The organism is Corynebacterium sp. CCUG 65737 (assembly GCF_024454115.1).
GTDB classification, from domain to species: Bacteria; Actinomycetota; Actinomycetes; order Mycobacteriales; family Mycobacteriaceae; genus Corynebacterium; species Corynebacterium genitalium.
Window position 1 is genome coordinate 18,027 of record NZ_JAGPZB010000016.1, and the last position, 24,275, is coordinate 42,301.

Annotated in this window: 24 protein-coding genes; 11 read left to right on the forward strand and 13 right to left on the reverse strand. The window is 59.8% G+C overall.

What is annotated here, in order from left to right; all coding sequences use genetic code 11:
- Positions 1–34: 34 nt before the first annotated feature.
- The gene (argS, locus tag KBX17_RS10370) at positions 35–1,705 is read right to left on the reverse strand and encodes an arginine--tRNA ligase (RefSeq protein WP_256019742.1); all 1,671 of its coding nucleotides are present in this window, start codon (positions 1,703–1,705) and stop codon (positions 35–37) included.
- Positions 1,706–1,877: 172 nt separating this feature from the next.
- On the opposite strand from argS, the gene KBX17_RS10375 reads away from it, so the two are divergent.
- The 6 genes from KBX17_RS10375 to KBX17_RS10400 all read left to right on the forward strand — a co-directional run bounded on the left by KBX17_RS10375 (position 1,878) and on the right by KBX17_RS10400 (position 9,190).
- Positions 1,878–3,647: an L-lactate permease gene (locus KBX17_RS10375; RefSeq protein WP_255997293.1), complete on the forward strand. Its 1,770-nt coding sequence runs from the start codon at positions 1,878–1,880 to the stop codon at positions 3,645–3,647.
- 55 nt (positions 3,648–3,702) lie between these two features.
- Positions 3,703–4,488: a (Fe-S)-binding protein gene (locus KBX17_RS10380; RefSeq protein WP_255995938.1), complete on the forward strand. Its 786-nt coding sequence runs from the start codon at positions 3,703–3,705 to the stop codon at positions 4,486–4,488.
- Entirely contained in the window at positions 4,485–6,089 is a 1,605-nt protein-coding gene (locus tag KBX17_RS10385) for a LutB/LldF family L-lactate oxidation iron-sulfur protein (RefSeq protein WP_256019743.1), read from the forward strand. The genes KBX17_RS10380 and KBX17_RS10385 overlap by 4 nt, the downstream gene beginning before the upstream one ends.
- A complete protein-coding gene (locus KBX17_RS10390; RefSeq protein ID WP_255997291.1) occupies positions 6,076–6,723 on the forward strand; it encodes an LUD domain-containing protein in 648 nt (215 codons plus the stop codon). Before KBX17_RS10385 ends, KBX17_RS10390 begins: the two co-directional genes overlap by 14 nt.
- Before the next feature lie 165 nt (positions 6,724–6,888).
- Positions 6,889–8,505, forward strand: coding sequence for an alpha/beta fold hydrolase (locus KBX17_RS10395; RefSeq protein ID WP_256002881.1), 1,617 nt, complete (start codon positions 6,889–6,891; stop codon positions 8,503–8,505).
- A gap of 1 nt (position 8,506) precedes the next feature.
- Positions 8,507–9,190 (forward strand): type 1 glutamine amidotransferase domain-containing protein, encoded by a 684-nt coding sequence (locus KBX17_RS10400; RefSeq protein ID WP_255997290.1) that lies wholly within the window; start codon positions 8,507–8,509, stop codon positions 9,188–9,190.
- Between the two features lie 7 nt (positions 9,191–9,197).
- Here the strand turns inward: KBX17_RS10400 and KBX17_RS10405 are convergent, their stop codons facing one another.
- From KBX17_RS10405 to KBX17_RS10430, 6 genes are all read right to left on the reverse strand, one after another.
- On the reverse strand, positions 9,198–9,947 hold the full coding sequence (locus tag KBX17_RS10405) for a hypothetical protein (protein ID WP_256019745.1): 750 nt from the start codon (positions 9,945–9,947) through the stop codon (positions 9,198–9,200).
- Between the two features lie 98 nt (positions 9,948–10,045).
- Positions 10,046–10,780 (reverse strand): CPBP family intramembrane glutamic endopeptidase, encoded by a 735-nt coding sequence (locus KBX17_RS10410; RefSeq protein ID WP_256019746.1) that lies wholly within the window; start codon positions 10,778–10,780, stop codon positions 10,046–10,048.
- Positions 10,781–10,807: 27 nt separating this feature from the next.
- Positions 10,808–11,260: a hypothetical protein gene (locus KBX17_RS10415; RefSeq protein ID WP_256002887.1), complete on the reverse strand. Its 453-nt coding sequence runs from the start codon at positions 11,258–11,260 to the stop codon at positions 10,808–10,810.
- 79 nt (positions 11,261–11,339) lie between these two features.
- The gene (locus KBX17_RS10420; protein WP_256019748.1) at positions 11,340–11,636 is read right to left on the reverse strand and encodes a transcriptional regulator; all 297 of its coding nucleotides are present in this window, start codon (positions 11,634–11,636) and stop codon (positions 11,340–11,342) included.
- Positions 11,637–11,639: 3 nt separating this feature from the next.
- A complete protein-coding gene (locus tag KBX17_RS10425; protein ID WP_256019749.1) occupies positions 11,640–12,074 on the reverse strand; it encodes a hypothetical protein in 435 nt (144 codons plus the stop codon).
- Positions 12,075–12,234: 160 nt separating this feature from the next.
- On the reverse strand, positions 12,235–12,768 hold the full coding sequence (locus tag KBX17_RS10430) for a YceI family protein (RefSeq protein ID WP_256019751.1): 534 nt from the start codon (positions 12,766–12,768) through the stop codon (positions 12,235–12,237).
- Between the two features lie 487 nt (positions 12,769–13,255).
- Here KBX17_RS10430 and KBX17_RS10435 point away from each other — a divergent pair, with 487 nt between their 5' ends.
- From KBX17_RS10435 to KBX17_RS10445, 3 genes are all read left to right on the forward strand, one after another.
- A complete protein-coding gene (locus tag KBX17_RS10435) occupies positions 13,256–13,597 on the forward strand; it encodes a hypothetical protein (protein ID WP_256019752.1) in 342 nt (113 codons plus the stop codon).
- 241 nt (positions 13,598–13,838) lie between these two features.
- A complete protein-coding gene (locus KBX17_RS10440; RefSeq protein WP_256019754.1) occupies positions 13,839–14,198 on the forward strand; it encodes a helix-turn-helix transcriptional regulator in 360 nt (119 codons plus the stop codon).
- Positions 14,195–14,794 (forward strand): cadmium resistance transporter, encoded by a 600-nt coding sequence (locus KBX17_RS10445; RefSeq protein ID WP_256019755.1) that lies wholly within the window; start codon positions 14,195–14,197, stop codon positions 14,792–14,794. The genes KBX17_RS10440 and KBX17_RS10445 overlap by 4 nt, the downstream gene beginning before the upstream one ends.
- Before the next feature lie 538 nt (positions 14,795–15,332).
- Here the strand turns inward: KBX17_RS10445 and KBX17_RS10450 are convergent.
- Genes KBX17_RS10450 through KBX17_RS10465 form a run of 4 tightly spaced genes read right to left on the reverse strand, consistent with a single transcriptional unit; the run spans position 15,333 to position 21,260 of the window.
- Positions 15,333–16,220, reverse strand: coding sequence for a DUF4231 domain-containing protein (locus KBX17_RS10450; RefSeq protein WP_256019757.1), 888 nt, complete (start codon positions 16,218–16,220; stop codon positions 15,333–15,335).
- Positions 16,221–16,224: 4 nt separating this feature from the next.
- Positions 16,225–16,785 (reverse strand): TIR domain-containing protein, encoded by a 561-nt coding sequence (locus KBX17_RS10455; protein WP_256019758.1) that lies wholly within the window; start codon positions 16,783–16,785, stop codon positions 16,225–16,227.
- A 42-nt stretch (positions 16,786–16,827) separates the two neighbouring features.
- Positions 16,828–19,422 (reverse strand): DEAD/DEAH box helicase, encoded by a 2,595-nt coding sequence (locus tag KBX17_RS10460; protein WP_256019760.1) that lies wholly within the window; start codon positions 19,420–19,422, stop codon positions 16,828–16,830.
- Positions 19,423–19,424: 2 nt separating this feature from the next.
- The gene (locus KBX17_RS10465; protein ID WP_256019761.1) at positions 19,425–21,260 is read right to left on the reverse strand and encodes a site-specific DNA-methyltransferase; all 1,836 of its coding nucleotides are present in this window, start codon (positions 21,258–21,260) and stop codon (positions 19,425–19,427) included.
- A gap of 186 nt (positions 21,261–21,446) precedes the next feature.
- On the opposite strand from KBX17_RS10465, the gene KBX17_RS10470 reads away from it, so the two are divergent.
- On the forward strand, positions 21,447–21,743 hold the full coding sequence (locus KBX17_RS10470; RefSeq protein WP_256019763.1) for a hypothetical protein: 297 nt from the start codon (positions 21,447–21,449) through the stop codon (positions 21,741–21,743).
- Between the two features lie 124 nt (positions 21,744–21,867).
- On the opposite strand, the gene KBX17_RS10475 is transcribed toward KBX17_RS10470, so the two are convergent.
- Positions 21,868–22,122 (reverse strand): hypothetical protein, encoded by a 255-nt coding sequence (locus KBX17_RS10475; RefSeq protein ID WP_256019764.1) that lies wholly within the window; start codon positions 22,120–22,122, stop codon positions 21,868–21,870.
- Positions 22,123–22,405: 283 nt separating this feature from the next.
- Here KBX17_RS10475 and KBX17_RS10480 point away from each other — a divergent pair, with 283 nt between their 5' ends.
- Positions 22,406–23,104 carry a hypothetical protein gene (locus tag KBX17_RS10480; RefSeq protein ID WP_256019766.1) on the forward strand — a complete coding sequence of 233 codons (699 nt, stop codon included), beginning with the start codon at positions 22,406–22,408 and terminating at the stop codon, positions 23,102–23,104.
- Here KBX17_RS10480 and KBX17_RS10485 read toward each other — a convergent pair.
- Positions 23,101–23,898, reverse strand: coding sequence for a TIGR02391 family protein (locus KBX17_RS10485; protein ID WP_256019767.1), 798 nt, complete (start codon positions 23,896–23,898; stop codon positions 23,101–23,103). The two genes, KBX17_RS10480 and KBX17_RS10485, sit on opposite strands and share 4 nt — an antisense overlap.
- Positions 23,899–24,275: the final 377 nt, after the last annotated feature.

Here is a 24,275-nt window from a genome sequence, read left to right on the forward strand (position 1 = left end):
ATTGGCAGTGTTCAGAACGGGATCGAGCATCGGTCTACATCCTCTCCGGAGCGGTCACGCCGAGCAGGCGCAGAGCATTGGCCAGCACCTGGCGCGAGGCCGAGGCGAGCGTGAGACGTGCGGCGTGAATCGGCTGCGGGTCCTCCCCTGCCTTGGGCAGGATCTGGCAGGCGTCATAGAACTTGTGGAAGACGCTGGCCAGTTCCTCGGCGTAGCGTGCGATACGGTGCGGTTCGCGCAGCTCAGCCGCTGCCTTGACGACGGCAGGGAACTCGCCCAGCGTACGAATCAGGTCGCCTTCCTTCTCGTGGGTGAGCAAGGACAGATCAACCTCTTCATTGTCGTCCGAGCTTGCGAGGACGACACCGGCCTCGGCAGCCTTACGTGCGATCGACGCCAGGCGCGTGTGGCCGTACTGCACGTAGTAAACGGGGTTGTCATTGGACTGCTTCTCCCACAGGTCCAGGTCGATGTCCAGAGTGGAGTCGACCGAGGAGCGCACCATCGAATAACGCGCGGCATCCACGCCAATGACATCCACCAAGTCGTCGAGGGTGATCACGGTCCCGGCGCGCTTGGACATCTTCACCGGTTGGCCGTCGCGGACCAGGTTGACCATTTGGCCGATGAGGACCTCGACTGACTCCGGGTTGTAGCCCAGCGCCTGGGCTGCTGCGCGCAGGCGGGCGATGTAACCGTGGTGGTCCGCACCCAGCATGTAGATGGCCAGAGTGTGTCCGCGGTCGAACTTGTCTGCTACATACGCGATGTCGCCAGCTATGTATGCGGCATCACCGTCGGACTTGAGCACGACGCGGTCTTTGTCATCGCCGAAGTCGGTCGAGCGCAGCCACCACGCTCCATCGTTTTCATAGAGGTTGCCGTTGTCCTTCAGCGTCTGGATCGCACGGTCCACAGCTCCGGACTCGAACAGGGAGTTCTCGTGGAAGAAGACATCGAAGTCGGTGCCGAAGTCGTGCTGGGACTGTTTGATCTGCGCGAACATCTTCTCGACGCCCTCGCGCCGAAAAGCTTCTTGCACTACCGCTGCATCGCCCTCCAGGATGCCCGGGTTCTCCGCGACAACCGCGCTGGCAATGTCGGCGATGTACTCCCCGCCATAACCGTCCTCGGGGGTCGGCTCATTCTTGGCTGCAGCTACCAGGGAGCGGGCAAAGCGGTCGATCTGGCCGCCGTGGTCGTTGAAGTAGTACTCGCGGGTCACCTCCGCGCCGGAGAATTCCAGCACACGGCCCAACGAGTCACCGACGGCTGCCCATCGGGTGCCGCCCAGGTGGATCGGGCCAGTCGGGTTGGCGGAGACGAACTCCAGGTTGATTTTCTCCCCGTCGTAGATGTCCGAGCTGCCGTAGGCCTCCCCCTTCGCCAGGATGTCGGCCACAATGCCACCGGTGGCAGCAGCCCCAAGGCGCAGATTAATGAAGCCGGGGCCGGCAACATCTGCGGAATCGATCTCGGGGAGGGCGACAAGAGCGTCGATAAGCCAGCCGGCGAGCTCCCGCGGGTTCGTCCCTGCTTTCTTGGCCACCTGAAGTGCGACATTGGTGGCGTAATCGCCGTGCTCCGGGTTGCGGGGCCTCTCGACGGTGACCGTCTCCGGGACGACGGAGGAATCAAGCCCGTGGGCATCGAGCGTTTCGGTAGTAATGGCGCGGACAGTCGCGGCGAGGTCAGCAGGGGTCATGGGCAGCAAGTCTAGATCAGGGGCCGGACACCGGCAGAACTGGCAGGTGCGCTGCTCATCCTTTAATGAAACTGGGTGAAAATCTCCGTTTTCCTCCGGACACACGCGGCTACTGGAATACTTTGACTGCATTATTTTTGCCCGTGCAAAGTATTCGCAGAGGAGATGGTCAATGGGGACCTTTCAGATTCACACCGACGCAGTAGCGGGAAGCGTAGGACTATCCGCACTTGTGTCGGTCTTGCCGCTGTTGGCGTTCTTCGTCATGCTGCTGGGTTTCAAAGCGCGCGCTCACACGTCCGGTCTGGTTGCGCTGGGCGTGGCGCTGCTTGTTGCTGTGCTCGGCTTCAATATGCCGGTCGGCATGGCAGTATCGTCCGCGTTCCGCGGCGGGCTCTACGGACTCTTCCCTATTGTCTGGGTGATCCTCACCGCGATCTGGTTCTACCAGATCACCGTGGCAGCCGGCCGGTTCGAAGACCTTCGCAGGGTGTTCGACAAAATGGGCAACGGAGATGTGCGCATCCAGACGATGCTCATCGCCTTTTGTTTCGGTGGCCTGCTTGAAGCGCTCGCAGGATTCGGCGCACCGGTGGCCATTACCGCGACGATGATTCTCGCCCTCGGCATCCCCCCGCTGAAGGCGGCATCGATTGTGCTGATCGCCAACACCGCCCCCGTTGCGTTCGGCGCGGTGTCCATCCCGATCACCACTGCCGGTGAGGTCGGTGGCCGCACCCTCGAGCAGACAGAGAACATCGCTGCGATTGTCGGCCACCAAACCCCGTTCCTGGCGTTCTTCGTGCCGTTCATCATTGCCTTCCTGGTAGACGGCGGACGCGGCGTCCGCGAGACCATCCCCGCCGCCGTCACCATCGGCCTGTCCTTCGGTATTGCACAGTGGTGGACCTCCAACTACTTCGCTTACCAGCTCACCGACGTCATCGCCTGCATCGTCGCCCTTGGCGCGGCGTTTGTTCTGCTGCAGTTCTGGAAACCGGTCGGTGTGCCGGAGCTGCGTGAGCGCCTTGGCCTTGACCAGCCGGACGCAGACGTAGCACCGAACGCGGGGACAGGAACCCACGGCGACGATGCCGAGACCGAGGTAGCTGGTTCCACCGCGATCAAGACGCGCGCTGAAGCAGCAGATGAGAGCCTTCCCGGCAACCGCGTCTGGATGGCACTGATGCCCTATGCCGTCGTGGTGTTCATCTTCGGCATTGCCAACTTGGGCACGACGATCCCTGAATGGCTGAAGTCGTTCAAACTGGCCATTCCGTGGCCGGGGATTGAGACAGGCCGCATCCTCAGCTCTACCGGCACCGACGTCAAGACCGACTACACCTTCGCCTACCTGCACAACCCGGGCACCCTGCTGGTCATCTCCGGGCTCATCGTCGCGTTGGTCTACATCATCTTCGACGAGAACGGCCGCTACCAGCTCAACTGGGCCCAGGTGGGCAAAGAATTCGTGGACACGGCCTACCGCATGCGCTGGTCCGCGCTGACCATCGTGGTGGTTCTCGCGCTGGCGTACGTGATGAACTACTCCGGCCAGACGGTGACCATTGGTTATTGGTTCGCAGGCCTCGGCCCCGCGTTTGCCTTTCTCGCTCCGATGCTGGGGTGGATCGGCGTGGCGGTCACCGGCTCGGACACGTCCGCGAACGCGCTGTTCGCCAACCTTCAGGTCACGGCCGCCGAGCGCCTGGACCTCAACCCGGATCTCATGCTGGCGGCCAACACCACCGGTGGTGTCGTGGGCAAGATGATCTCCCCGCAGTCCCTCGCCATCGCCGCCACGGCGGTGAACATGGAGGGCAAAGAGTCGGAGCTTTTCAAGAAAGTCGTCGGCTGGTCCTTCGTCTTCTTGCTGGCTGTGTGCACCATGGTCTTCCTGCAGACGAACGTGCTCAGTGCCCTAGCGCCCGCTGTGGGCTAAAGGGGAGTAACCTCTACGCTGACTGGCCGGCAACCCACCCAGAAAGGAGCCACCAGTGCGTGTAGCCCTATTTTCCACCTGCATCGGGGACGCCCTGTTCCCCGATGCCCACAAGGCGTCTGCCTTGGTTTTGTCCCGCCTCGGATGCGAAGTCGTCTTCCCGAAAGAGCAGACCTGCTGCGGACAGATGCACATCAATACCGGGTACCAGAAGGAAGTGGTGCCCATTATTGAGAACTACGTTGACGCGTTCGCGGACGATTCGATCGATTACGTTGTCACCCCGTCCGGCTCCTGCACTGGTGCCGTCCGCGAGCAGCACGTGCGCATCGCTGACCGTTACGGTTCCAAGGGGCTTGTCGACGGTGCAACGCGCGCCGCTAACAAGACCCTTGACCTGTCCGAGTTCATCGTGGATGTCATGGGCACCACCGATGTGGGAGCGTTCTTCCCCCACCGCGTGACCTACCACTCCACCTGCCACTCCCGCCGCATGATCAAGGTCGGCAGCCGCCCGACGGATCTGCTGAAGAACGTCGAGGGCATCGACTTCGTCGAGCTGGACAACGTTGAAGAGTGCTGCGGTTTCGGTGGCACCTTCGCGGTGAAGAACGCCGACGTTTCGGCGGCGATGGTCAGCGACAAGGTACGCCACATTAAGGACACGGAGGCCGAGTACGTCACCGCTGGCGACTCGTCCTGCCTGATGAACATCGGCGGGGCTATGTCCCGCCAGCACTCCGGCATCCGCGCGATCCACATTGCGGAGATTCTCGCGTCCACCCGCGAGCACCCGTGGACGCCGACGTCGGCTGCATACTCGAAGGAGAAGATGCTGTGAAGGTCTCACTCGGCACCCCCACTACCCCGCCGCATGCCCCGCATGAGCCGGGTCACTTCCGCGAGTACGAGAAGTTCCAGAAGAACGCGAAGCACGAGCTGAACAACTCTACGCAGCGCCGGAATCTGCACCACGCGACTACTCAGATCCGTCTCAAGCGCCAGGGCGTTGTCGACGAGCTGGATGACTGGCAGCAGCTGCGTGAGGCAGGCTCGACCATCAAGCGCGACACGTTGGCTCGCCTGCCGGAGCTGCTCGAGCAGTTCGAGGAGAACGTCACCGCCCGCGGCGGCCACGTCCACTGGGCGCGCGACGCCCGCGAGGCTAACCAGATTGTCGCCGACCTGGTCAAAGCCACCGGTGAGACTGAAGTGGTCAAGGTCAAGTCCATGGCGACTGCAGAGATCGCGCTGAATGAGGTCCTCGCCGAAGACGGCATCCACGTTCAGGAGACCGACTTGGCGGAGCTCATCGTCCAGCTGGGCGAGGACTTCCCCTCCCACATCGTTGTGCCGGCCATCCACCGCAACCGCGCAGAGATCCGTGACATCTTCACCGAGAAGATGCCTGGCGCGCGCCAGGACCTCACTGAGGACCCTTCGGAGCTGGCGGACGCTGCGCGTTCCTTCCTGCGCGACCAGTTCATGAAGGCCAAGGTGGCTATCTCCGGCTGCAACTTCGGCATCGCCGAGACCGGTTCGGTCTCTATCGTGGAGTCTGAAGGCAACGGCCGCATGTGCGTGACCCTGCCGGAGACTCTGATCACGGTGATGGGCGTCGAAAAGCTCCTGCCTTCCTTCGACGACCTCGGCGTGTTCATGCAGCTGCTCCCCCGCTCCTCGACTGGTGAGCGCATGAACCCGTACACCTCGATTTGGTCGGGCGTGACCGCGGAAGATGGCCCGCAGGAGTTCCACATCGTCCTCATGGACAACGGCCGCACTGCCGCGCTGTCCAACGAGATCGGCCGTGAGGCTCTCAAGTGCATCCGCTGCTCTGCATGCCTGAACGTGTGCCCGGTCTACGAGCGCGCTGGCGGCCACTCCTACGGTTCGGTCTACCCCGGCCCGATCGGCGCAATCCTCACCCCGCAGCTAGCGGGCATGGATTCGACGGATGACGTCACCGCGTCGCTGCCATACGCGTCCTCGCTGTGCGGCCGCTGCGACGAGGTCTGCCCCGTTAAGATCCCGATCACCGATGTGCTGCTGGAGATGCGCCACCAGAAGGTGAAGAACCACCGTCCGGCACTCGAGGGTTCGATGTTCTCCTCCATTGGCTTTGTCATGGGCAACCAGAACCTGTGGAACCAGGCGGTGCGCATGGCTGCTGCCGGCCGCATCCTCGGCGGTTTCAACGGCGTGATTGATTCGCTGCCGCTGTTCATGTCTGGCTGGTCCGACTACCGCGACACCGCAGTGCCGCCGAAGAAGTCCTTCCGTGAGTGGTTCGAGTCGGATGAGGCGCAGCAGTTGCTCGCGGATGCCCGCGCACAGGGTGCTACCCGCAACACTGACCCGAATTCTGACACCGTCGCAGCTGACACCATCGAGGACAACGCCTCGACCAACCAAGGGGAGGCCCGCAATGACGAGCGCTAAAGAGGAAATTCTCTCCCGCATCCGCGACGCGCAGAAGCTCGCAGACGCGCCTGCGAGCGTCGAGCACTCCCACGAGTACCGCACTGAGTCGTCGCTGGGCCGCGACGAGCTGCGTGAAATCCTCGTCGACAGGCTCGTGGACTACAAGGCCGATGTGATCCAGTGCTCCGCGGACGAGCTGCCGGGCAAGATCGTCGAGGTACTCCACGACCGCGAGTGCGACGACGTGCGCTACGCGCCGGGCCTGGAGAAGTCGCTTTTCGACGGTTTCTCCGGCACTGCTGCCCCGGACGAGTCTTCTGTGGACCCGCGCACCCTTGGGGACGCTGATGCGGTGGTCACCAGCTCTGTCGTGTCCGCTGCACAGACCGGCACGATCGTGCTGCAGTCCGACGTTCTAGAGGACGGCCCCGCCGTCTGCGGCCGTCGCTCCCTGTCCCTGGTGCCCGACCGCCACTTGTGCATCGTGCCCATGGACACCGTGGTCTACGGCGTGCCCGAGATGTTCGGCAAGATCGACCCGTACAAACCGGCCACGCTCATCTCTGGTCCGTCGGCAACGTCCGACATTGAGCTCGTGCGTGTGGAAGGCGTTCACGGCCCGCGCGACTTGATCGTGTTCGTGGTGGATTAATTACCGGCTGCAACCGCAGCCAGAACACAAATCGGCCCGCACCCTCCGAGTGGAAGGTGCGGGCCGATCTGCTGTCATTTCCCGTGCCGCGCTTTTCTCGCGCGCAAGATTTATTATGGGCGACATAGTTTTGAAAAGGATTCTTCTTACCTGGGAGGTATCGCAGTGTTCACCGTATTTTCCTTGAAGCGGGCGGCAACTGTCGTTGCGACAGTTGCCGCAGCCGCAACGATGGCCGTCATTCCGGCGGCCGGAGCTCAGCCCGCACCGAAGATTACGTGGGAAGACTGCCCCGCCACCGTTGACGTCGCCGGCGCTCAGTGCGGCCGGATTGATGTTCCGATGCGCTACGACCAGCCGGACGGCCGCACGATCTCGCTCGGCTTCCTGCAGATCAAGGCGCAGCAGCCAGCAGAGAAGCGCGGTGTACTCTTTGGTAACTCGGGCGGCCCTGGCGGCGATGCCTACACCTACTTCGGGTCGAAGAACGTCGGGTACAACTGGCCGCAAGAGATCCGCAACGAGTGGGACTTGGTCGCCGTGCAGCCACGCGGCTTGGCGCACTCCACTCCCCTAGAATGCCAAGACCCGGCGACCGGACAAGATCCGCTGGCGGTGGTGCGCGACACGGTCGACTCCGTGACCAACATGGGCGGATACGTCCGCCGCAGCTGCCAGACCGGCGGCCCCGGTTACCCGGAGTCCATCACCACGGACAACAACGCGCGCGACTGGAACATGGTCCGCCAGGCTCTGGGGTACGACAGGATCTCCATCATGGGCTTGTCATACGGTACGTTCCTCGGGTCTGTGTACGCCACGATGTACCCGGCCAACACTGACAAGGTCGTCCTGGATTCCGCAATGGATCCGAACATGGCGTGGAACGACGTCCTGGCGTCCCAGCAGGGAGGCTACGAGACGGTGTTGCACGAGTACTTCACCTGGCTGTCTATGAACGACGACAAGTACAAGATGGGTGATACCCCGCTCAAGGCCTACCAGTACTGGTCCCGCCAGATCGTCGCCGAGACCGGCACGAACCCGACGCTCGTTCCCCCGCCGGCGCGCGTGGGTGACCTGCCTCCGGGGCTTGCAAGCTCCGGCCAAGCTGGCGCAGACCTTTTGACCGCCACCGGCAAGGCCCGCGTGGAGGGCGAGAACGTGGTCAACATGATTCTCAACCCCGGCGCGAACCAGGCCAACTCCCAGTTGCTGCTCATGACCCGCCTGCTCATCCCGCAGCCGAGCCAGTGGCACCTGCTGGCCACCATGACCAACGGCACGGCTGGCCAGGTCGGTGAGGTTCCTCCGCCAGCAGTCGCTGAAGAGCTCAAGCTGTCACAAATGCACACCCAGCAGTTGCTCTCTGTGCAGACCTGCAACGAGAACATCACCCCGCCTGACTACTCGCTCATCCCGCAGGCTTTGTACACCAATTACATCTCCGGGGACATCTTCACCGCCATCAACGCCATGTACAAGAGCGGATTGATGTGCAACGGGGCTGCACCGGTCGTTGGACGCCCGCATCTCGACGGTTCCAAGCTGGCCGTGCGTCCCCTGCAGATCAACGCCACGCGCGATCCGCAGACTGTGTACGCTGGCCGCGGCACCCTGCACTCCACGATGGGCACGCAGTTGGTGACTGTGCACGGCCCGGGCCATGGCCACGTAGCGTTCGGCAACCCCGTTGTTGATCGCCTCGTGGTGGATTACCTGCGCACCGGCCAGGCAACCACCCTCAACGCGCCCGGCTACTTCGAAGCACAAGGACAATAGAATGAAGTTTCTCGCACTGTCGACCAGCGTCCACCGCTACCAGAGCTCCGGTATTCACACCGGAATGTGGCTCGGCGAATTCACGCACTTTTACGACGTCATGACCAAGGCCGGCCACGAGGTCGACCTTGCCAGCGTCGATGGCGGCGCTGTCCCCATTGACCCGGTGAGCCTGAAAACCCCGGTGATCCAGATGGGCGGCACGAACAAGCGTTACAAGGACCCGGAGTTCATGGCGCTTCTCGACGACACCCCCGCCATCACCGACGTCGACCTCGACTCCTATAACGGGATCTACTTGATCGGCGGCCACGGCACGATGTTCGACTTCACTAACGAGGAAGTCACCGCCGCTGTGGCCCACTTCGCCGACGCCGACAAGATTGTGTCGGCTGTCTGCCACGGTCCGGTCGGTTTGCTCGACGTCACCCTCGCAGACGGTTCTTCGCTTCTCGACGGCCGTAACGTCACCGGCTACTCCTGGGCCGAGGAGAAACTGGCTCAGCGCACAGCCGAAGTCCCTTTCAGCCTCGAGGAGAAGCTGAAGGAGCAAGCCGGCGAGTACACCACCGCTAAGCTGCCCATGACGAAGCATGTCGTCGTGGACGGCAAGCTGGTCACCGGGCAGAACCCGATGAGCGCAGCCGGTGTCGGCGAGGCCGTGCTGGAGCTGCTGGACTCCTAAATCCCGCCTACAGGCGGTCGAGGATCATGCCCAGTGTTTCCTCGGCCGCCTTGATGTTTTCCTCGCTCGGATCATTGAGACTCAAGCTGACGAGCGTGCCGTTTTTCTCGGCCACAGTGTTGTAAGTGGACATCTGCTCCATCTCGGAGTCGGTCCGCTGGATGACGGCGTAGCCCCCATCGGCATCTGCCGTGAAGGGCAGCTCCTCAACCGCGACGCTCATTGCGCCGGCGGGCGAGGTGAACGAGTAGTTCCCGCACGTCCCCAAGTCCAGGGTCGTTCGATCGCGCTCCGGGTCCTTGGTCACGCTTAGGTCATAGGCAACCACTGCGAAACCGTCGGTTTGAACGTCACCCGCAGTGAAGGTCTCCGGCGAAACGTCTTCATCGTTGAAGTCGTCTTGGTTCCTCTGGAACTCCTCGCCGCACTCAGGGGGATCGAACTCGAACACATCCGCCGCTTGCATCTCCTTCATCACCTGGAGCAACTTCTCGATCTGCTCCGGTGATTGCGCGACCACCTGCTCACCCTTGTACGTGATGCCATCGAGCAACTGAGAAAAATCCTCCACCTCGGCCGACTCAGACGTCTCAGTCGTCGTTTCCTCGAACGGGGCAGCTTCAGAAGTCTCCCCCTGGGCTTCCGTGGTCGGCGCTTCTGCATTGCCCTGCTCGTCCGAGCTACACCCGGCCACCAGCAGCAGCGTGGACGCAGCGACGGACGCCCCAATCGTTTTCAGTGCGCGTGATGTGAACATGGTGCTTCCTCTTCGTGTCATTCGGTGTTCTTACAGCTCCGCGGGACGGGTAGTTCTCAATCTTAGATTGAGGCAAGCTTTTACAAAGAAGATTCCATTTAGCTACGCCGTTCTGGCACCGCTGGCCCCACTCGCCCTAGGAGCACAGCCAGCGTGGTGAGCTGGATCAACGCATTATTTGCAACGTGCGCGATCAAGTCAGCCCATAAGGTGCCGTGCCAGCGGGTGACAAGGGCGCACCCGAGACCAAAGAAGGTCGTGTACAGAATTGCCGGTGGGCTTACGTGGGCGATCCCGAAGATCACCGAACTGAGGATCACGCTCAGCGCGGCAGGCATGAGCGTATCGAAGTACCCCATGAGAACCCGGCGAAAGATCAGCTCTTCCAGGAACGGCCCTACGAGCAAGTAGGCCGCCAAAGTGACAATGATGGGAAGAGCACGCCCGACACCCACTTCTTCCAAGACCGACGTGTCCTCTGCATTGTTCAGCCCAAGGAGCGGCCCCAAGATCGAAGTCACAATGCCGGCGCTGATGATGATGGCCGGCACCTGCCAAAGGAGGTGCCAACCGCGCTTGCCCAGTGGGAGAAACCCCGCTTCGATCCCGCGGTTGCGCAAGTAGCGCAGTAACAACCAGGCGGGAAGACCAAGCGCTATCACCATCATGAACGGCATAGCAACGATGAGGACACTTCTGTCGACGTCTAGTTTCCACAGCCCGACAGCCTGACCGATGAGCAGCGCGTACATCGAGACAATAGCTAACGCCGCAACGAGCGCGTCTTTGGCCCCCGGCGGCGTGAGGGTTTGCCAGTTCACCGATTTTTTCACCGAAAGCCCCTTAGTTCGAACTGGTTTCTAGTGCGCGTGTGCGACCTGCACCCTGGGATTGCCAGTGGGAGTTCCAGGGCCTTGCAGCATCGCCATGAATAGCGCGACTGTAACGACGAACAACCCGACAGGAATGAGAAAGACCAGCAGATTGATCGTCGGCAGTTCCGTACCTGCGGCTACTTCCTCCCAGGCGTAGAACGCGGTCGAGCCGAAGCCGAGCACAAGCAGAATTGCCCCGGTGACAGCGGTCTGCATAGCCGCGCCCTTGCCCTGTGAGATCTCCGGCCGATTGACGAGGTAGTACGTCAAGCCGATGATCCACAGCGTCGCTACAGTGTTGCCTAGCGCGATGATCGCTGAGGTAGTAGCTTGATTGGCCCCGTCCGGATCTGCCACGGAAAGCGCAGCTAGAACCGCGATTATGGGAAAGCTCACGGCGCCGAAAAGCAGCCCGCCGAGGACAGTGCATTGCTTCATAACCTGATAGTAGACCGTGAACTCTGTGATTTTACTGAACCCCGGCGTGTTTCCCTGACTTTTTCTGGCCGCTTCCGCATCACCCGTCCTGCGCGATGCGGTTGAGGGTTTCCAGGTGATGGCTGAGCGCTTCCCGCCCGGCCTTGGTGATGACAAACCGGGTCTGCGGCAGCTTGCCGACGAAACCTTTCTTGGCTCGGACATACCCGGCGTCTTCCAGTGCAGTCGCATGCTTCGACAAGGTGGAGTCCGTCGTGTCCAGATGGTCGCGCAGATCCTTGAACGTCATCTCAACGACGTTGGAAAGAGAAGCGAGCAAGGAAAAGCGCAGCGGATTCGCCAGTACCGGGTCAAGCTCGTTTCGCAGGTGCGCCATGACCTATTTCATCCTCTGCCCACGCAGAGAGGAAAGATCCCACACCGGCCCCGCAAGGGCGAGACCAAGGTAAACGTAACTTTGCAGGACGAGTTGTCCGGAAGTGATGCTCGGACCCAAGAGGCTGAACCCCCACATGATTCCCCACAGTCCGATCATGACACCCCACCGAGCGCCAAAGCCTTTCGGCGCCGGGCCCGAAAGAGCCCCAAAGATAGCGGACGACATCGTCCCAAAGAACGCCCATGCCCCAATCACCGCCCACACGATCGGTGGTGGCGGGCCACCGCCATTGAAGTAGGAAGCGATGAGATACAGCGGCCCGGCTGCACAGAGCATGATGTAGCCGATCCAGCTCAATGGGAATCGGGCGGCATTGCGGGACAGGGTATTTGCGCGAGCGAGCATCTCGCGCGCTTCAGAAGCTGACGGGTTCATGGTCATCTCTCTCTGGGGTCGTGAATCACTTTCTAGTTTGGAAAGTACTTTCTCAGGCGCTGACCGTCAAGAGTCATCTTCAGAAAGAGCGAAACCTGCCGGCACGCACAAAAGGCCCGCCACGAAAGTGGCGGGCGGAGGGCGGAAGCTCGTCGATAAGCTACTGCTTGATCGCAGAACCCTCGATTTCGATGCCGACCTTCTCGCTCAGCATCATGCCGCCGGAGTTCAACGGAGCCTGGAAGTCGATGCCAAACTCACTGCGGTTGATCGTGGTGCGCGCCTCAAAGCCCATGCGGATGTTGCCGAACGGGTCTTCTTCCACACCGAACGTTTCAACCTCGAACGTGACGGGCTTCGTGGTGCCCTTGATGGTCAGGTCACCGGCGACGGTGCCGTTACCGTTCGCGTCGACGTCGAAGCTGGTGGCGTTGAAGGTCATCTCCGGGTACTGCTCGACTGCGAAGAAGTCCTCGCCGCGGACGTGGGCGTCGCGGTCTTCGTTGCGGGTGTCGATGCTCTCCGTGCGCACAGTGCCGGTAGCAGTGCTTGCCGATGGGTCCTCCGCCACGGTAATGGACGCTTCGTAATCAGTGAACTCGCCACGGACCTTCGTCACCATTGCGTGGCGCACGGTGAAGCCGATCGAAGAGTGGGCGGGGTCTAGGTTGTAGGTGCCAGTGAGTGTGCTCATGGGATCTCCTTTGGGAACAATGTTGACTCGTCCACTAAGTTGGACAAGGCCGACTGTAGCCACATGTGTAGCCGGCGGCAACGAACCTTTAACAGCGAAACTTCATCGCGATATTCATAACGCATCTAACAGCACGTTCACGAAAGCCCCACCGGACACTAGTGGTGCCGTCGAGCGTCGGTCATCTTTCCTTCACTGGCCCCTCAAGTGGCCGGCCGCGAAGGTTGCCGCTCCCCCGCTGCGGCCCAACTTTCCACGTTTACTAATTCTCTGAGTCTGGTTGTGAATATCAGAAAAAAGGGAAAAGAAACTAACCCTGTCTGCTGCCTTCGCTTTCGCCCTAAGCCTCGCCGCTTGCGCCCAGGAGAGCAAAGAACAACCCGAAGAGGAACCCGGAGCTCAAGGGGAAGCACCCGAGGAGTCTGGCACTGAACTCGGCGATCGTTTCACTGGCACAGTCGGCGATTTCACCATTCGCGTCACAAACTTGGCCGATCCCTCGACGATCGTTGAGGTCGAAATGCCCGATTCCGAGGGCAGGAAGCAGGTTTCGGTCACCGCGGACGTGACCAATAACGGAACCCGTGAAATCGACTTAGCGTGCGGACTCGAGCTCGACGCGAACATTCTCGCGAACGGTTCTTCTTGGGGAAACGTAGGCTACCTAGAGCGCCTCCCGGGAAACCCAGCGTGCGGTGAAATGCTCAAGCCGGGCGAGACTAAGCAGATGACCTGGGTGTCCCTTATGCCTGCGGACCAGCAGCCCACCAATCTGAGCATTGAGGACACAGCTCACCCAGACGACTACCTTCAGCTCAAAGTCCGCTAGCGTTCCGTACTTGCCATAAGAGGTACACAGGATAATCGAGGCAGCAAACTGGACCGAGAGGCCGTAGCGGGATTATTTGATCGGTAGAACGATTCGCGCACAACTTGGATCTCGAGCGGGCGACGCTGTTTTCGCAACTTTGCCGGAATCTCTGCCACTTCCACTGTCTCCTGAGCAGCACACACGGCTACGCCACTACATGGGACTTGAACTGTTCAGAGCTTGCTGTATAGTTCAGTGCATGCTGACTATCGCTTCGCGTCTCGACGTGATGAACCGCCTGGGTCGTGCACTGGCCGACCCCACTCGATCCCGGATCATCTTGACCCTGCTCGACCATCCCGCTTACCCGGCGGAACTGGCTCGAGATCTCGACCTGACACGCCCGAACGTGTCCAACCACCTGGCATGCCTGCGCGATTGCGGGATCGTCGTCTCAGAGCCAGAGGGTCGTCGGACACGATATGAGATCGCCGATCCGCACCTGGCACAGGCGCTGACGACACTGGTCGATGCCACCCTGGCAGTAGACGAAGACGCCCCGTGCATCGATCCCGCCTGCTCGCTTCCCGGATGCGATGTAGCTGGGGAGGGCGCATGATCCTCACCACGATCTTGCAGGCGATAGGCCTGTTCGCAGCTACCAACATCGACGACATCATCGTGCTCTCCCTCTTCTTCGCACGAGGGGCAGGCCAGCGCGGCACTACCGCCCGCATTATGGCCGGCCAGTACCTCGGATTCGCGGGCATCCTCGGTGCCGCGGTTCTGGTGACCGTCGGCGCCGGAGCATTCCTGCCCTCGACAGCCATCCCGTACTTTGGTCTCATCCCTCTGGGCCTCGGCCTCTGGGCCGCATGGCAGGCCTGGCGCGGAGACGATGACGACGATGACGAGGCCAAGGTTGCCGGCAAGAAGGTCGGCGTGGGGACGGTCGCAGGCGTCACCTTTGCCAACGGTGGCGACAATATCGGCGTCTACACCCCTGTATTCCTCAGCGTGGAACCTCTCGCAGTAGTCGCCTACTGCGTTATCTTCCTCGCGCTCGTTGCGGTCCTGGTGGCCCTGGCAAAGTTCGTCGCAACCCGCCCCCCGATCGCGGAAGTGCTCGAACGCTTTGAGCACATCCTCTTTCCCATCGTTCTCATCGGCCTCGGCATCGTGATCCTCGTCAGCGGCGGAGCCTTCGGGCTCTGACGTAGCGGCAGCGTTCCAAACGGCCCCGACCGGGCGTTATCGGTGGCTCCTATAACGCCTGGAAGGCCTTTTTGAAGCGCTGTCGGGCGTGTGAACCTAATCACACAGAGTTTACAGAATCCCAGCAATTAAACTTTCGGCTACCCAATTTCACCCGCGGCCGCGAGGAGACTGGCACCGACGCTTTCCCCAACGCGCCACCGCTTGCGGCGTAGCCCGACCAAGGCCACCGACTGGTCCTCAAAACAACGAGGACGAAGCCCGTGGCCTAGAGGTCGTGGGCGAGTGCCGAAATTCGGCTCAAAACGGCGTTTTAAGACAGAAAAATGACCCCTCCGAACGAGCGGAGTGGGTCATTTTGTCGTTCGCGGCCGTTTTTCTTCGGCCGGAAGGAGGTCTCGTGAAAAGATTGGAACAGTTTCGTGAAACCCCCTCATCGGCGGTTTCTGACAATTAACTGACCGGGGGCAATGGAACTCCGCCCAAAGGATCAGTCCGTGGTTTCAGTGGCCTCAGTCCAAAACAACACCCAGGCAAGTCACCGTTTACTTAAACCCCTGACCGAAGTGACCCCAGAGCGAGAAGCCAACCATAACGTGTGCTCGCGACTAATGGCCTCCTCTGCATCATCTACTACCAGTGCCCAATTCGCGTTGTCGGCCACTTCTAGTTTTGCAGCAATGTGAGTCAACTCATGTGATGCCGCGGCATAGGCTGTCTTTAGGTTGTCAAACTGCTTCAACGAGACCCAGGCCGACCCGCATCCGATAACGGTGGTGAGAAGACCGGTAGCGTTCCACAAGCCGGGGTTCATTGCACAGGCAATGCTCCAAACGAGGGCGAGGACCTCTCCGGTAACCAGCACGACTTTCCACCAGCAGGATTTTTCATTGCAGTCGTTGGCTTTTTCCGCGTACCAGTTCTGCTGATTCTTAATGCGCCCCTCAAGATACGCAGCTTTTCTCTCTTCGAATCCTTTCGCTCGAAGTTCACGCATCTGGCTGGTCACCGTTGCGCCCTCCAGCGGAACGGCGACCTCGCTCCACGCCTCGCTGTTAATATCGGCGAGACGTTCGGTTAGGAGGATTTCGGCATCTGCGCTGGTCATTTCCACTGGAAATGGCGATCCACCCACGGCAAATCGCCATGCGAGAGTCTTGGAAGATTCTGCAAAGGCACGACCCTGATACCACTTCTGGGTCGGGTTGAGCGTAAGATCGAGAACTTCGGCAATCAACGCCAAAGTGAATCCCGCAACCGCTACCCAGCGGGCATCGGTTAATATCGGCTGAGAGGCTATGACGGTGGCCGCAGCGGCTGCGATCAGTCCTCCGTTCCGCGACCGAGCAATCCCTAAAGCTAAGCGCTGATTCTTCAGAGAGCTGGAATCAGAAGATTCCCAATAACCCGGAAGTTTAAGTTCCATCCGCTCACCAACACAGTTCGTTGTAATCCATTAGATTGCGAGAGTTATCCGCAAGGTTTCCGAATAGGGACCGCATCGCGAAAGCCGCGTCAATCTCGTTAGCTAGTTCGTCCACCGAGGTGGGATACGACATCAGTCGCGCGTAGGCCAATTCCCCGTTGGTCGACAGATTATCTGTCAATCGCTCGGGGTAGTTTAAAGACGGTTGCCCCGCCACGGATGGGAGAACGATTCCAATAAGCCCATTGCGGTTGCTAGTTGAGGTGTTGCGCAACGAGGCCGCAATCTCCCAGTCAACGAACTTTCTGGCCCAGGTGCATCGTCCTATCATCACAACCGTCACTGTGCTGTCGCGAAGATAAAGCTCCCGAATACGGCGCTTGACGTAATCTTCGTTTGAACTTTCGATGATGTCGCCAGCCATCCCAGCGCCGATTCCGCGTGAGATGAAGACGTCATTGTTGTGGTCGAAAGAGTTGATGAAGTTGGTCACCTCTTCTTCGTCCTCGGAATGGTACGAGACGAAGCACTTGTGCCGTGTCTTGGATGCAAGAGTGCGATACACGTTTTCTCCTTGATTGCGTGCTGGATGGGAACAGTAATTGGATCAAGAGCTCGGATTCGACTTCCGCTTCAAGTCCTCCCACGACTCGGACGCTCGAATGTCTGATTCGTAGGCAATAACATAGCCCCACTTCTGGCCCTCGAAGCCGTCCTCGGCGAGCAGTTCCCGGACGAGCACCCGGGCCGCGGCTCGTTTCGCTTGAACCGTCTCGTCATCTCGTCCCTTGTCGGACTTGCCCTCGATGATCCACATGGTGCCGGCGGCATCTTGGGCGACGAAGTCTGGGTAGTAGGTGTCACGAGTGGTGTACATGATCGAGGTACCGTCAGAGACGTACAGTCGCTTCCACCAGACAATGTCCGAGGTGTAGTTCAGCAGCAGAGCCAGCAGGTACTCGCCGCCCCACGAATCGAAGCTCGCTGCGGGGAACAGTCCGCGGTTCCACCCGTCGTAGAACTCGCGGGGCTTGAACTTCGCCTGCTGGTCCTTGGACAGTTGCTGGAGCACCTCTTTGCCAAACGGCAGGGTCACGACCTCGTCAATCGGCAGCTCCATCGGAACGATATTCGTTTCGGTCTGCAAGCTACTGGCGTGCTCTTTGGATTTTGCGTTGACCAGGGCTACGAGCTCGTCAACAGCGGACTGCTTTGCCTTTTCCGTCCAGTGGTCGATACCGGCGTTCGCCATGAACGTCGGAAGGACGTATTGGGCCAGTGTGATGGCGTTCTTCCTGTCCTGGGTGACAACCCCGAGACCGAACACGCGGCGGGTCAGTTCTTTGATGACAACGTCTTCCGCCACGGGAGCCGATTCGACCTCCGCGTCGGCGCTTCGTTTCGTGTCGAGCTTGGACTTTCGCACCACGATTTCTTCACGAGTGAGCGCCTCTTTAGAGTCCGAGACACGCTTCGCAGCACGGATGATGTCCTCGTCGTCAATGTGGCTCAGGAGGAACGGGGAAGTCGCTTTCGCCATCACAGTTGAGGGGAACAGGAACGTTTTCCCTGCGAACTCGTGGTTGACCTTGATGACCGTCGCGGGGATGTGATTCTGGTTCTGCATGGACTCGTCGTCGCCGACCCTGCGGAACTTCACGCCACCGTTTTCACCACCGGTGACCTGTGTTGTCTCCCCAGCGGTAGAAGCACCTGCCTGCTCAGCATTGGCATCGTGACCACCGGCCTGGGGGCCTGGCCATGCCGTCGAACCAGCACCTGGGGTGGCTTGGTTGTCTCCGTGGCCGGCCACTCCGGGTTGGGGTTGAACCTGCTGCTCTCCTTGAAGGAAACTCTCTTTCACATCCATTCCCGAGATTGCGCCCTGAGCGGCGTCTCCGAGACCGAATGACCGCAGCACGTCCTCGTCTTTGAGCAGGGACTTGAACGACTTGTGGCTCAAGATGTCCAACTGGTCGAGCTCCGCGATGCCCGTCCTCACCCCATAAGGCAACCGGAGGCCGCGACCCATTGTCTGCTGGGTGAGAATGTCTGAGGACATAGCGCGAAGAGCGCACATGACGGCAACTCTCTTGGTGTCCCATCCCTCTTTGAGACGGTCGACGGAGACGATGGCCCGCACCGTCGAGGCCGGGCTGTCGAGCTCGTCTAGGCGCCGCAGCGTGACAGCGTCGTTGTGCTTGTTGTCGAACTGGAGCACTGCCTCTGGGTCATCAAAATACCCCGGGCCTTGGAGCAGTTTTGTCACCTCGCCCGCGTGGGCCACGTTTTCACAGATCACGAACAGCAGTGGTTTAGTGCGTTTCGCTTCACCGGCTTCACCGGGGAAGTTGGCTGTGCCGTAAGCCTTGTATGCCGCTTCCTTGTTGCGCAGTAGTGACACGGCGTCGAGGAGCTGGCGCTCTTCCGCGGAGTCCTTGGGGTAGCCGTTCTCGCGGTACACCAGCATCGGAGATTTCACGTAGCCATCCTCGATGGCCTGGTAGAGCGGGTAGTGGAAGATGACATGGTCCGTATCGGATGCCGAAGCGGTCAGACCAATCGTTGCCGCGGGGCGGAGGTCCTTGAGCGCCTGGTTGAACGCCTTCGCGGACGAGCCGAAAAGGTGCGACTCGTCTGCGATCACCACGAGGTCATCGAGGCCGACTAGGTGGTCGTAAAGTGATCCGGTTTCTTCCTGGTGGTCTCGAATCTTGCGGCGCATGCCGTCGTCAGTGCCAGCGGCCGCATCGGCCTTCTTTGGCTCAATCAACTGCGAGACGTTGAACACGAAAACCATAGGCCCGTCGGCGGTGTCGCGGAACAATTCCGACTGGCCGGCTCGCCATGCACCGTAGTTTCCTGGGGAGACGACTTGAGGGGCGGCCGAGAACCCGCCCACGTAGCGTCGCGAGCCTTGGGTGAAGTTCTGGACGGTCTTGTTCTCCAAGACCGTCGAAGGTGGAACTACAACCATCACGTTCGTGAGGTCAAACCGTGCCAGGTACTCAATGAGTGCGGCCATGAGGTAGGTCTTGCCCGCGCCGGTGGCCATGTGCATGACCATCGGTTCTTGTGAATCGAAGTCGCCGGTGAGGCTGAAAATGAGTTGACGCAGCGCTCGCTTGTTCGGATCGCGCAGGTCGAACTCGGCCGCAATAGTGTCGATAAGACCCTGGTCAAGTGCGATTGGAAGTGCCATGTCTACTTGCCCTCCTGCGTGCCCGAGTAGCTAAAGATGTCGTTGGGAATGTGGACAATCTGGCACGGCTTGTCAGTTGTCCTCGCGAATTGTCGAACTCCCGGTTCGAGTTCCGTGGCGGCAAGCGTTGCACCTTCGCCTTCCCCGAGGTGTGTGAGCAGCTCCTCTACCTTTTCGCGGTCAAGGCGACCTTCGATGACCTTGAGGAACATGGAACCGCGCTTGCCGTCGAAGTGACGGTTATCGGGTGTGAGGGCGAAGTTCAGGTTCGCAGCTACGGAGTTGACCAATGTCGGCCCGGTCGCCGCCTCGGTGAGCGTGACGAGGTTCAATTCGGGTGAATAGTCAAAGCATTGAGGCGAAAGGTGAGCCACTGTGAAGCCGCCGCCACCGCGCCAGTTCCGTACAGTGCTGGGGCGGGTGGCTATGAGCTTTAGGGCTGTTTTGATTGCAGTCTCCTCCTCTAATGAGAGGTCCTGCTCTGAGCGAACCGCTCGCAAAAGTTTTGCGGCATCCTCCATTTTCTTCGTATCGAATTTCTCTGGGACCTCAACACCTGGCTTTGGCTCCCGTTCGTTGGTGAAAGTGACCCCTCCCGGGTCGTTATCCAAAACAACTTTTTCCAAGCGCGGACGGGTGAAAGAATTGAAGGTGTCATCGACAAGTTCGCAGGTCACCCAGCGCCGTCCCATCTTCTGGGCTACTGCGGCGGTAGAACCCGAACCAGCGAAGGCATCCAGAACGAGATCACCGGGTTCAGTTGAAATGTGGATAATTCGCTCAAGCAACCGTTCAGGCTTCGGCGTCGTGAAAGGATTCGAACCAGGAAACAGTTCCTGTATCTCATTCTTGGCAGTTTGGTTGTGCCCGACGGATTCATACATCCAGATTGTCTGGGGAACAGCTCCACGGACGTCTGATAGAAAGCGTTTCGGGGCTGGAGAGTTGTTTCCCTCTTTACCCCACCAAATTCGGTTGTCGGCATCGAGGTCCTTTAGGGTTTCCAGCGAGCTGCGCCAATAACGACCCGGGGGCGGACCAGGAATGATCCGTCCGGATGGCGTCGTAATAGGATAAATTCCTTTCGAATACGGCTTGTTCGCAGAAAAATCTCCAGGTTTCCAAGGCCCTCGTGGGTCGTTGTCCGGATTCGTGTATTTCGCATCACTGCTGGCTGACCTTGGCAGGTCATTAGGTCGCCAGATTTCCTTATTCTTGGAATAGACGAGAATCACGTCATGCTCAATCGACAGATATTTCGCCGAGTTCTTGGGCGAATACACCTTCTGCCAAACCACCTCCGCTACGAAGTTCCGACTCCCAAAGACCTCATCCAAAAGAACTCGCATTCGATGGTTCTCGACGTTGTCGAGGTGAACCCAAATCGACCCGTCAGTGCTGAGCAGTTTGCGGAGGTGAATGAGGCGGTCACGCATCATGGTCAGCCAAACAGAGTGTTCGAGGTTGTCCTCGTAGTTCGCGAAGGTCTGTGCCGTGTTGAATGGCGGGTCAATGTAAATGCACTTGACCTTCCCCAGGTACTTCTCTCGAAGCTCAGGTACCCGAGTCAGCGCCTCAAGCACGTCTCCCGACTCGCCGAGAATGAGTAGGTTGTCGTCGGTGGGCTCCAGGTCTGCGCGTTTCGAGTACTGGGTGCCCTCCTCTTTTGGAGACTGAGAGCCGGTGACGACTTCGTCAATGACGAGAGTGCGGGCTTCGCAGTAGCGGGGGTCTTTCGGGTCAACCCACTCGTAGGCGTACCTGCCTTCCTCACTGGGAATGAGTGCCTTGTCTTTGTTGAACCAGGTCAACTCAAGTAGTTGCTTCGCTCCGGCCACCGCTTCGCTGCCTCGCTTCGTTTGTCGGGACGGTATTGATGTTGTCTGTCTTATCGTAGCGGGGAGGTCAGACAAGCCCGAAGAAAATGAACGCCTGGATTCGAACATATTGTCGTCGCATCTTCGGTCGTAATGTGTACCCCCGGTGCTGGCGGTGAACCGTCGGCGACGTCACACTGTCATTCCATGACTGAGATTCCATCACAACGCCCCGGCGACTCCTGGGCTGACCAGGCTGCGCCCCACATGTTTTATGCCCTCCACGGCAACGCGCTAACCGACACGTACCCAGCCTCGGGTTTCCGACTCGAAGTACGTGACGAGGACTTTCAGCTTCTGTCCGTCCACTGGTCGGCTCGTGCCGCTCTCGGTGAAGTAGGTGAACGCTTGACGCAGGGAGAGAAAGCCGCCGTCTATGTGGCGACGTGGGAGCGGATTGAATCGGAAAATGACCCGCGGTTGAAACGCCACGCTGGTGAGTAGAGAGCATTTGCCCCCGTGGTTGACGACTACTCGGGTCAAATAGGCAGGCTGTGCTCCTATGAACCTCCACCACCCCAGCCGGCACAGCCGAACAGACAACGACCGAGTGCTTCTGCACCTTGACCTACACCTCGACCGAGACAGCCTGGCGAGCCTTCAAATTTTCATGCGGCGCAATGAGAGCACCGTCCGCTTTCTCGGACCCGACGGCGAGCATGTTGCTGTAGACGTACAGGCCGCGCACGCATTCTTGAAAACCGTGCTCCGTTGCACAGACCGGCCAACCGGATTGCTGTGTCTGGAGGCAGAGGCGCCGTTTGGAGCTTTGTCGCTGTGGGAGCGCGGAGCGCTGATTGCCGAGGACCACTTCGAGCAGCATGTCTTGGAACGGGAAGGGCAATACCCGTTTGAGGATCAACCCCGGGAACCTGCGGAGACATGCTTCCATGACAGGTGCTACGAGGTATGGAGCGAGTGCGGCTCGGATTTCTTTGGGCGCACCACAGACATAGGTAAAGCGAAACGGAAGGCGGCTGCGTTTCGCAAGACGGGTATCCCGGTGGTGGTCTGCCTAACGGAGCGTTCGGTCGTTGCAGGTTAGAACTTTGGCACTTCCGGCTAGTTTCTCTGGCGCACCAGCCGAGTAGCCCAAGGAGAAAACGATGCCACGCCGCAAAGACACCGCTCACCGCCCGAGTCAAGCACACTTAGAGTTCGTCAAGACCAAAGACGGCCGGCGAGTGCGTAACACCGCTTACACCGGCCCTGCTTCTAAGCAGAAGGGCGGGGCGGCGCAGGGACTCGCCCCGAAGCCCGCAACGAAAGCCGATACGGACTCCGAGGCGGAAAGTCGCGTGACAACGGCATTGTCGAACATGCCGTTGGCGTACATGGTTCCGGGCTTAACCGACCACGTTAAGGCGGAGACAGCCACGACTTTCGATGACGGATCGTTCTCCTCAGCGAAGTTCGATAAGCCCGTCCGCATCTTTGCGGCCTCGGGAAACGACTACTACGTCGAGTCGGTTCACGTTGTCCACGACACCACTGACCTGGACACGGTGCGCGAAACCCTCGCCGAGTCGTTCGAGGACCTCAAAGTGAGAAAACCCCAGCCGGAGACCCGGCCGACGGATTTTGACGGCAGGTGCAAGCGGCTCGTAATCACCCCTGATGATGAGTACGTCGTTGACGGTGGTACCTGGACGAGCCCGATCAACGGGTCTCCCATTGTTTCGTCAGCGCTCATCTCGCTCCGAAACGATGATTGGGTCACGGTCAAGCAGGGCGAGCGCTTCGATGCCAAAGGTATTGCTCAGCTCATGGCGAGCGAAGTCTCCAAGGCCATCAACGGCTCTTAGCTCACAGTGTCAGCGCCCCCGCCGCGGAGAATGTCCTCCGCGGTGTCGAGGCGCCGGTGGATAAGCGCCATCAGACCAAGAACGTCCTGAGCGTCCTCCCTCGTCACTGTCCAGCTAAGCCTCGTCTCATGGGCTTGCGGATTACGGAATCCGGCGATCACGCCCTCAACGAACAGTGCGACGGCATCTTGCTCATTGCGCTGTGTTTTTGTTGCACCCGAATTGATTGGAACAGTGCGATTTTTCGACCCGAGCACATTCTGCGGGAGATTGCGTCCGTCCATTGTGCTGTTAGACAGCAGGCGGATTCTATCCTCCAACCCTTTGGCAGCTTCGAAAACGAGCTCGTAGTAGTCTGATTCGTCTTGTAGAAGTTCTTCCCGGCAGTGTTTGAGAACTTCTGCGTGAGAGCCGCGCTTTTGAAGGTGCTCTCTCAAGCTCAACGCCTTGTTTCGGGCTTCTTCGAAGGTTGCCTTACGCGCCAGTTTGCGGCCCCGCCCGTTGTCGGTTAGCCCGTAGCCTTCGGTGGATAGGACTGTGTCGAGTTCCGCATGCAAGTGCTCAGCAGCTTCGGGATACTCCGCGGACATTAGGCGGCCAGGTTCGACTGCTTTGCAGGCGACCGCGAGAAGGGGGCGGCCGTCTCCTTGGGCAACCTGCTGCCGACTAATGGCCTCGTCAATTCGCTTCCACTTCGTGATCCCTTCTCCGGGATCGAACCGCCCACACTTTACGTCGAGGAGAAGTGAGGTGAGCTGCCTACCCGAGTAGACCTCACCGATGAGCTTGGCCACTTTTTCGACTGTTCCGGAGCTGAATACCGGCGCCTTTGAACCCATATCCACAGCTTAAAGCGTGTCGTCGGGCGCTGTAGAACCCGTCCACGAAGAGTTTGTTGGTGAACTTCGGAAACATATTAGTCAAGTTCATCGCGTACATAGCCCGGAAACATGTTTCCAGGCAAGTTGGCCTCACTTTGTTTCATGGCCCCATGACTGATTCACTACCCGTGGTCGAACTCCCAGGGCTCGACGTGATACCGCCGCCAAAGTGGGCGCTGCCGGGTCTTTCGCCTGCTGCTCACCGGCCACAACGGACCTGACCCCTTTTTGGTGGACACCTGATATCCAGCCCGGTTGGGCTGGGAAGAAAGGTAATCTACCACCATGTC

What these genes read in the sequence shown, in the direction of transcription:
- argS (WP_256019742.1), bottom strand. Translation starts at nt 1,705, where the DNA reads ATGACCCCTGCTGACCTCGCCGCGACTGTCCGCGCCATTACTACCGAA.
- KBX17_RS10375 (WP_255997293.1), top strand. Translation starts at nt 1,878, where the DNA reads ATGGGGACCTTTCAGATTCACACCGACGCAGTAGCGGGAAGCGTAGGA.
- KBX17_RS10390 (WP_255997291.1), top strand. Translation starts at nt 6,076, where the DNA reads ATGACGAGCGCTAAAGAGGAAATTCTCTCCCGCATCCGCGACGCGCAG.
- KBX17_RS10400 (WP_255997290.1), top strand. Translation starts at nt 8,507, where the DNA reads ATGAAGTTTCTCGCACTGTCGACCAGCGTCCACCGCTACCAGAGCTCC.
- KBX17_RS10405 (WP_256019745.1), bottom strand. Translation starts at nt 9,947, where the DNA reads ATGTTCACATCACGCGCACTGAAAACGATTGGGGCGTCCGTCGCTGCG.
- KBX17_RS10415 (WP_256002887.1), bottom strand. Translation starts at nt 11,260, where the DNA reads ATGAAGCAATGCACTGTCCTCGGCGGGCTGCTTTTCGGCGCCGTGAGC.
- KBX17_RS10420 (WP_256019748.1), bottom strand. Translation starts at nt 11,636, where the DNA reads ATGGCGCACCTGCGAAACGAGCTTGACCCGGTACTGGCGAATCCGCTG.
- KBX17_RS10425 (WP_256019749.1), bottom strand. Translation starts at nt 12,074, where the DNA reads ATGAACCCGTCAGCTTCTGAAGCGCGCGAGATGCTCGCTCGCGCAAAT.
- KBX17_RS10430 (WP_256019751.1), bottom strand. Translation starts at nt 12,768, where the DNA reads ATGAGCACACTCACTGGCACCTACAACCTAGACCCCGCCCACTCTTCG.
- KBX17_RS10440 (WP_256019754.1), top strand. Translation starts at nt 13,839, where the DNA reads ATGCTGACTATCGCTTCGCGTCTCGACGTGATGAACCGCCTGGGTCGT.
- KBX17_RS10445 (WP_256019755.1), top strand. Translation starts at nt 14,195, where the DNA reads ATGATCCTCACCACGATCTTGCAGGCGATAGGCCTGTTCGCAGCTACC.
- KBX17_RS10450 (WP_256019757.1), bottom strand. Translation starts at nt 16,220, where the DNA reads ATGGAACTTAAACTTCCGGGTTATTGGGAATCTTCTGATTCCAGCTCT.
- KBX17_RS10460 (WP_256019760.1), bottom strand. Translation starts at nt 19,422, where the DNA reads ATGGCACTTCCAATCGCACTTGACCAGGGTCTTATCGACACTATTGCG.
- KBX17_RS10470 (WP_256019763.1), top strand. Translation starts at nt 21,447, where the DNA reads ATGACTGAGATTCCATCACAACGCCCCGGCGACTCCTGGGCTGACCAG.
- KBX17_RS10475 (WP_256019764.1), bottom strand. Translation starts at nt 22,122, where the DNA reads ATGCTGCTCGAAGTGGTCCTCGGCAATCAGCGCTCCGCGCTCCCACAG.
- KBX17_RS10480 (WP_256019766.1), top strand. Translation starts at nt 22,406, where the DNA reads ATGCCACGCCGCAAAGACACCGCTCACCGCCCGAGTCAAGCACACTTA.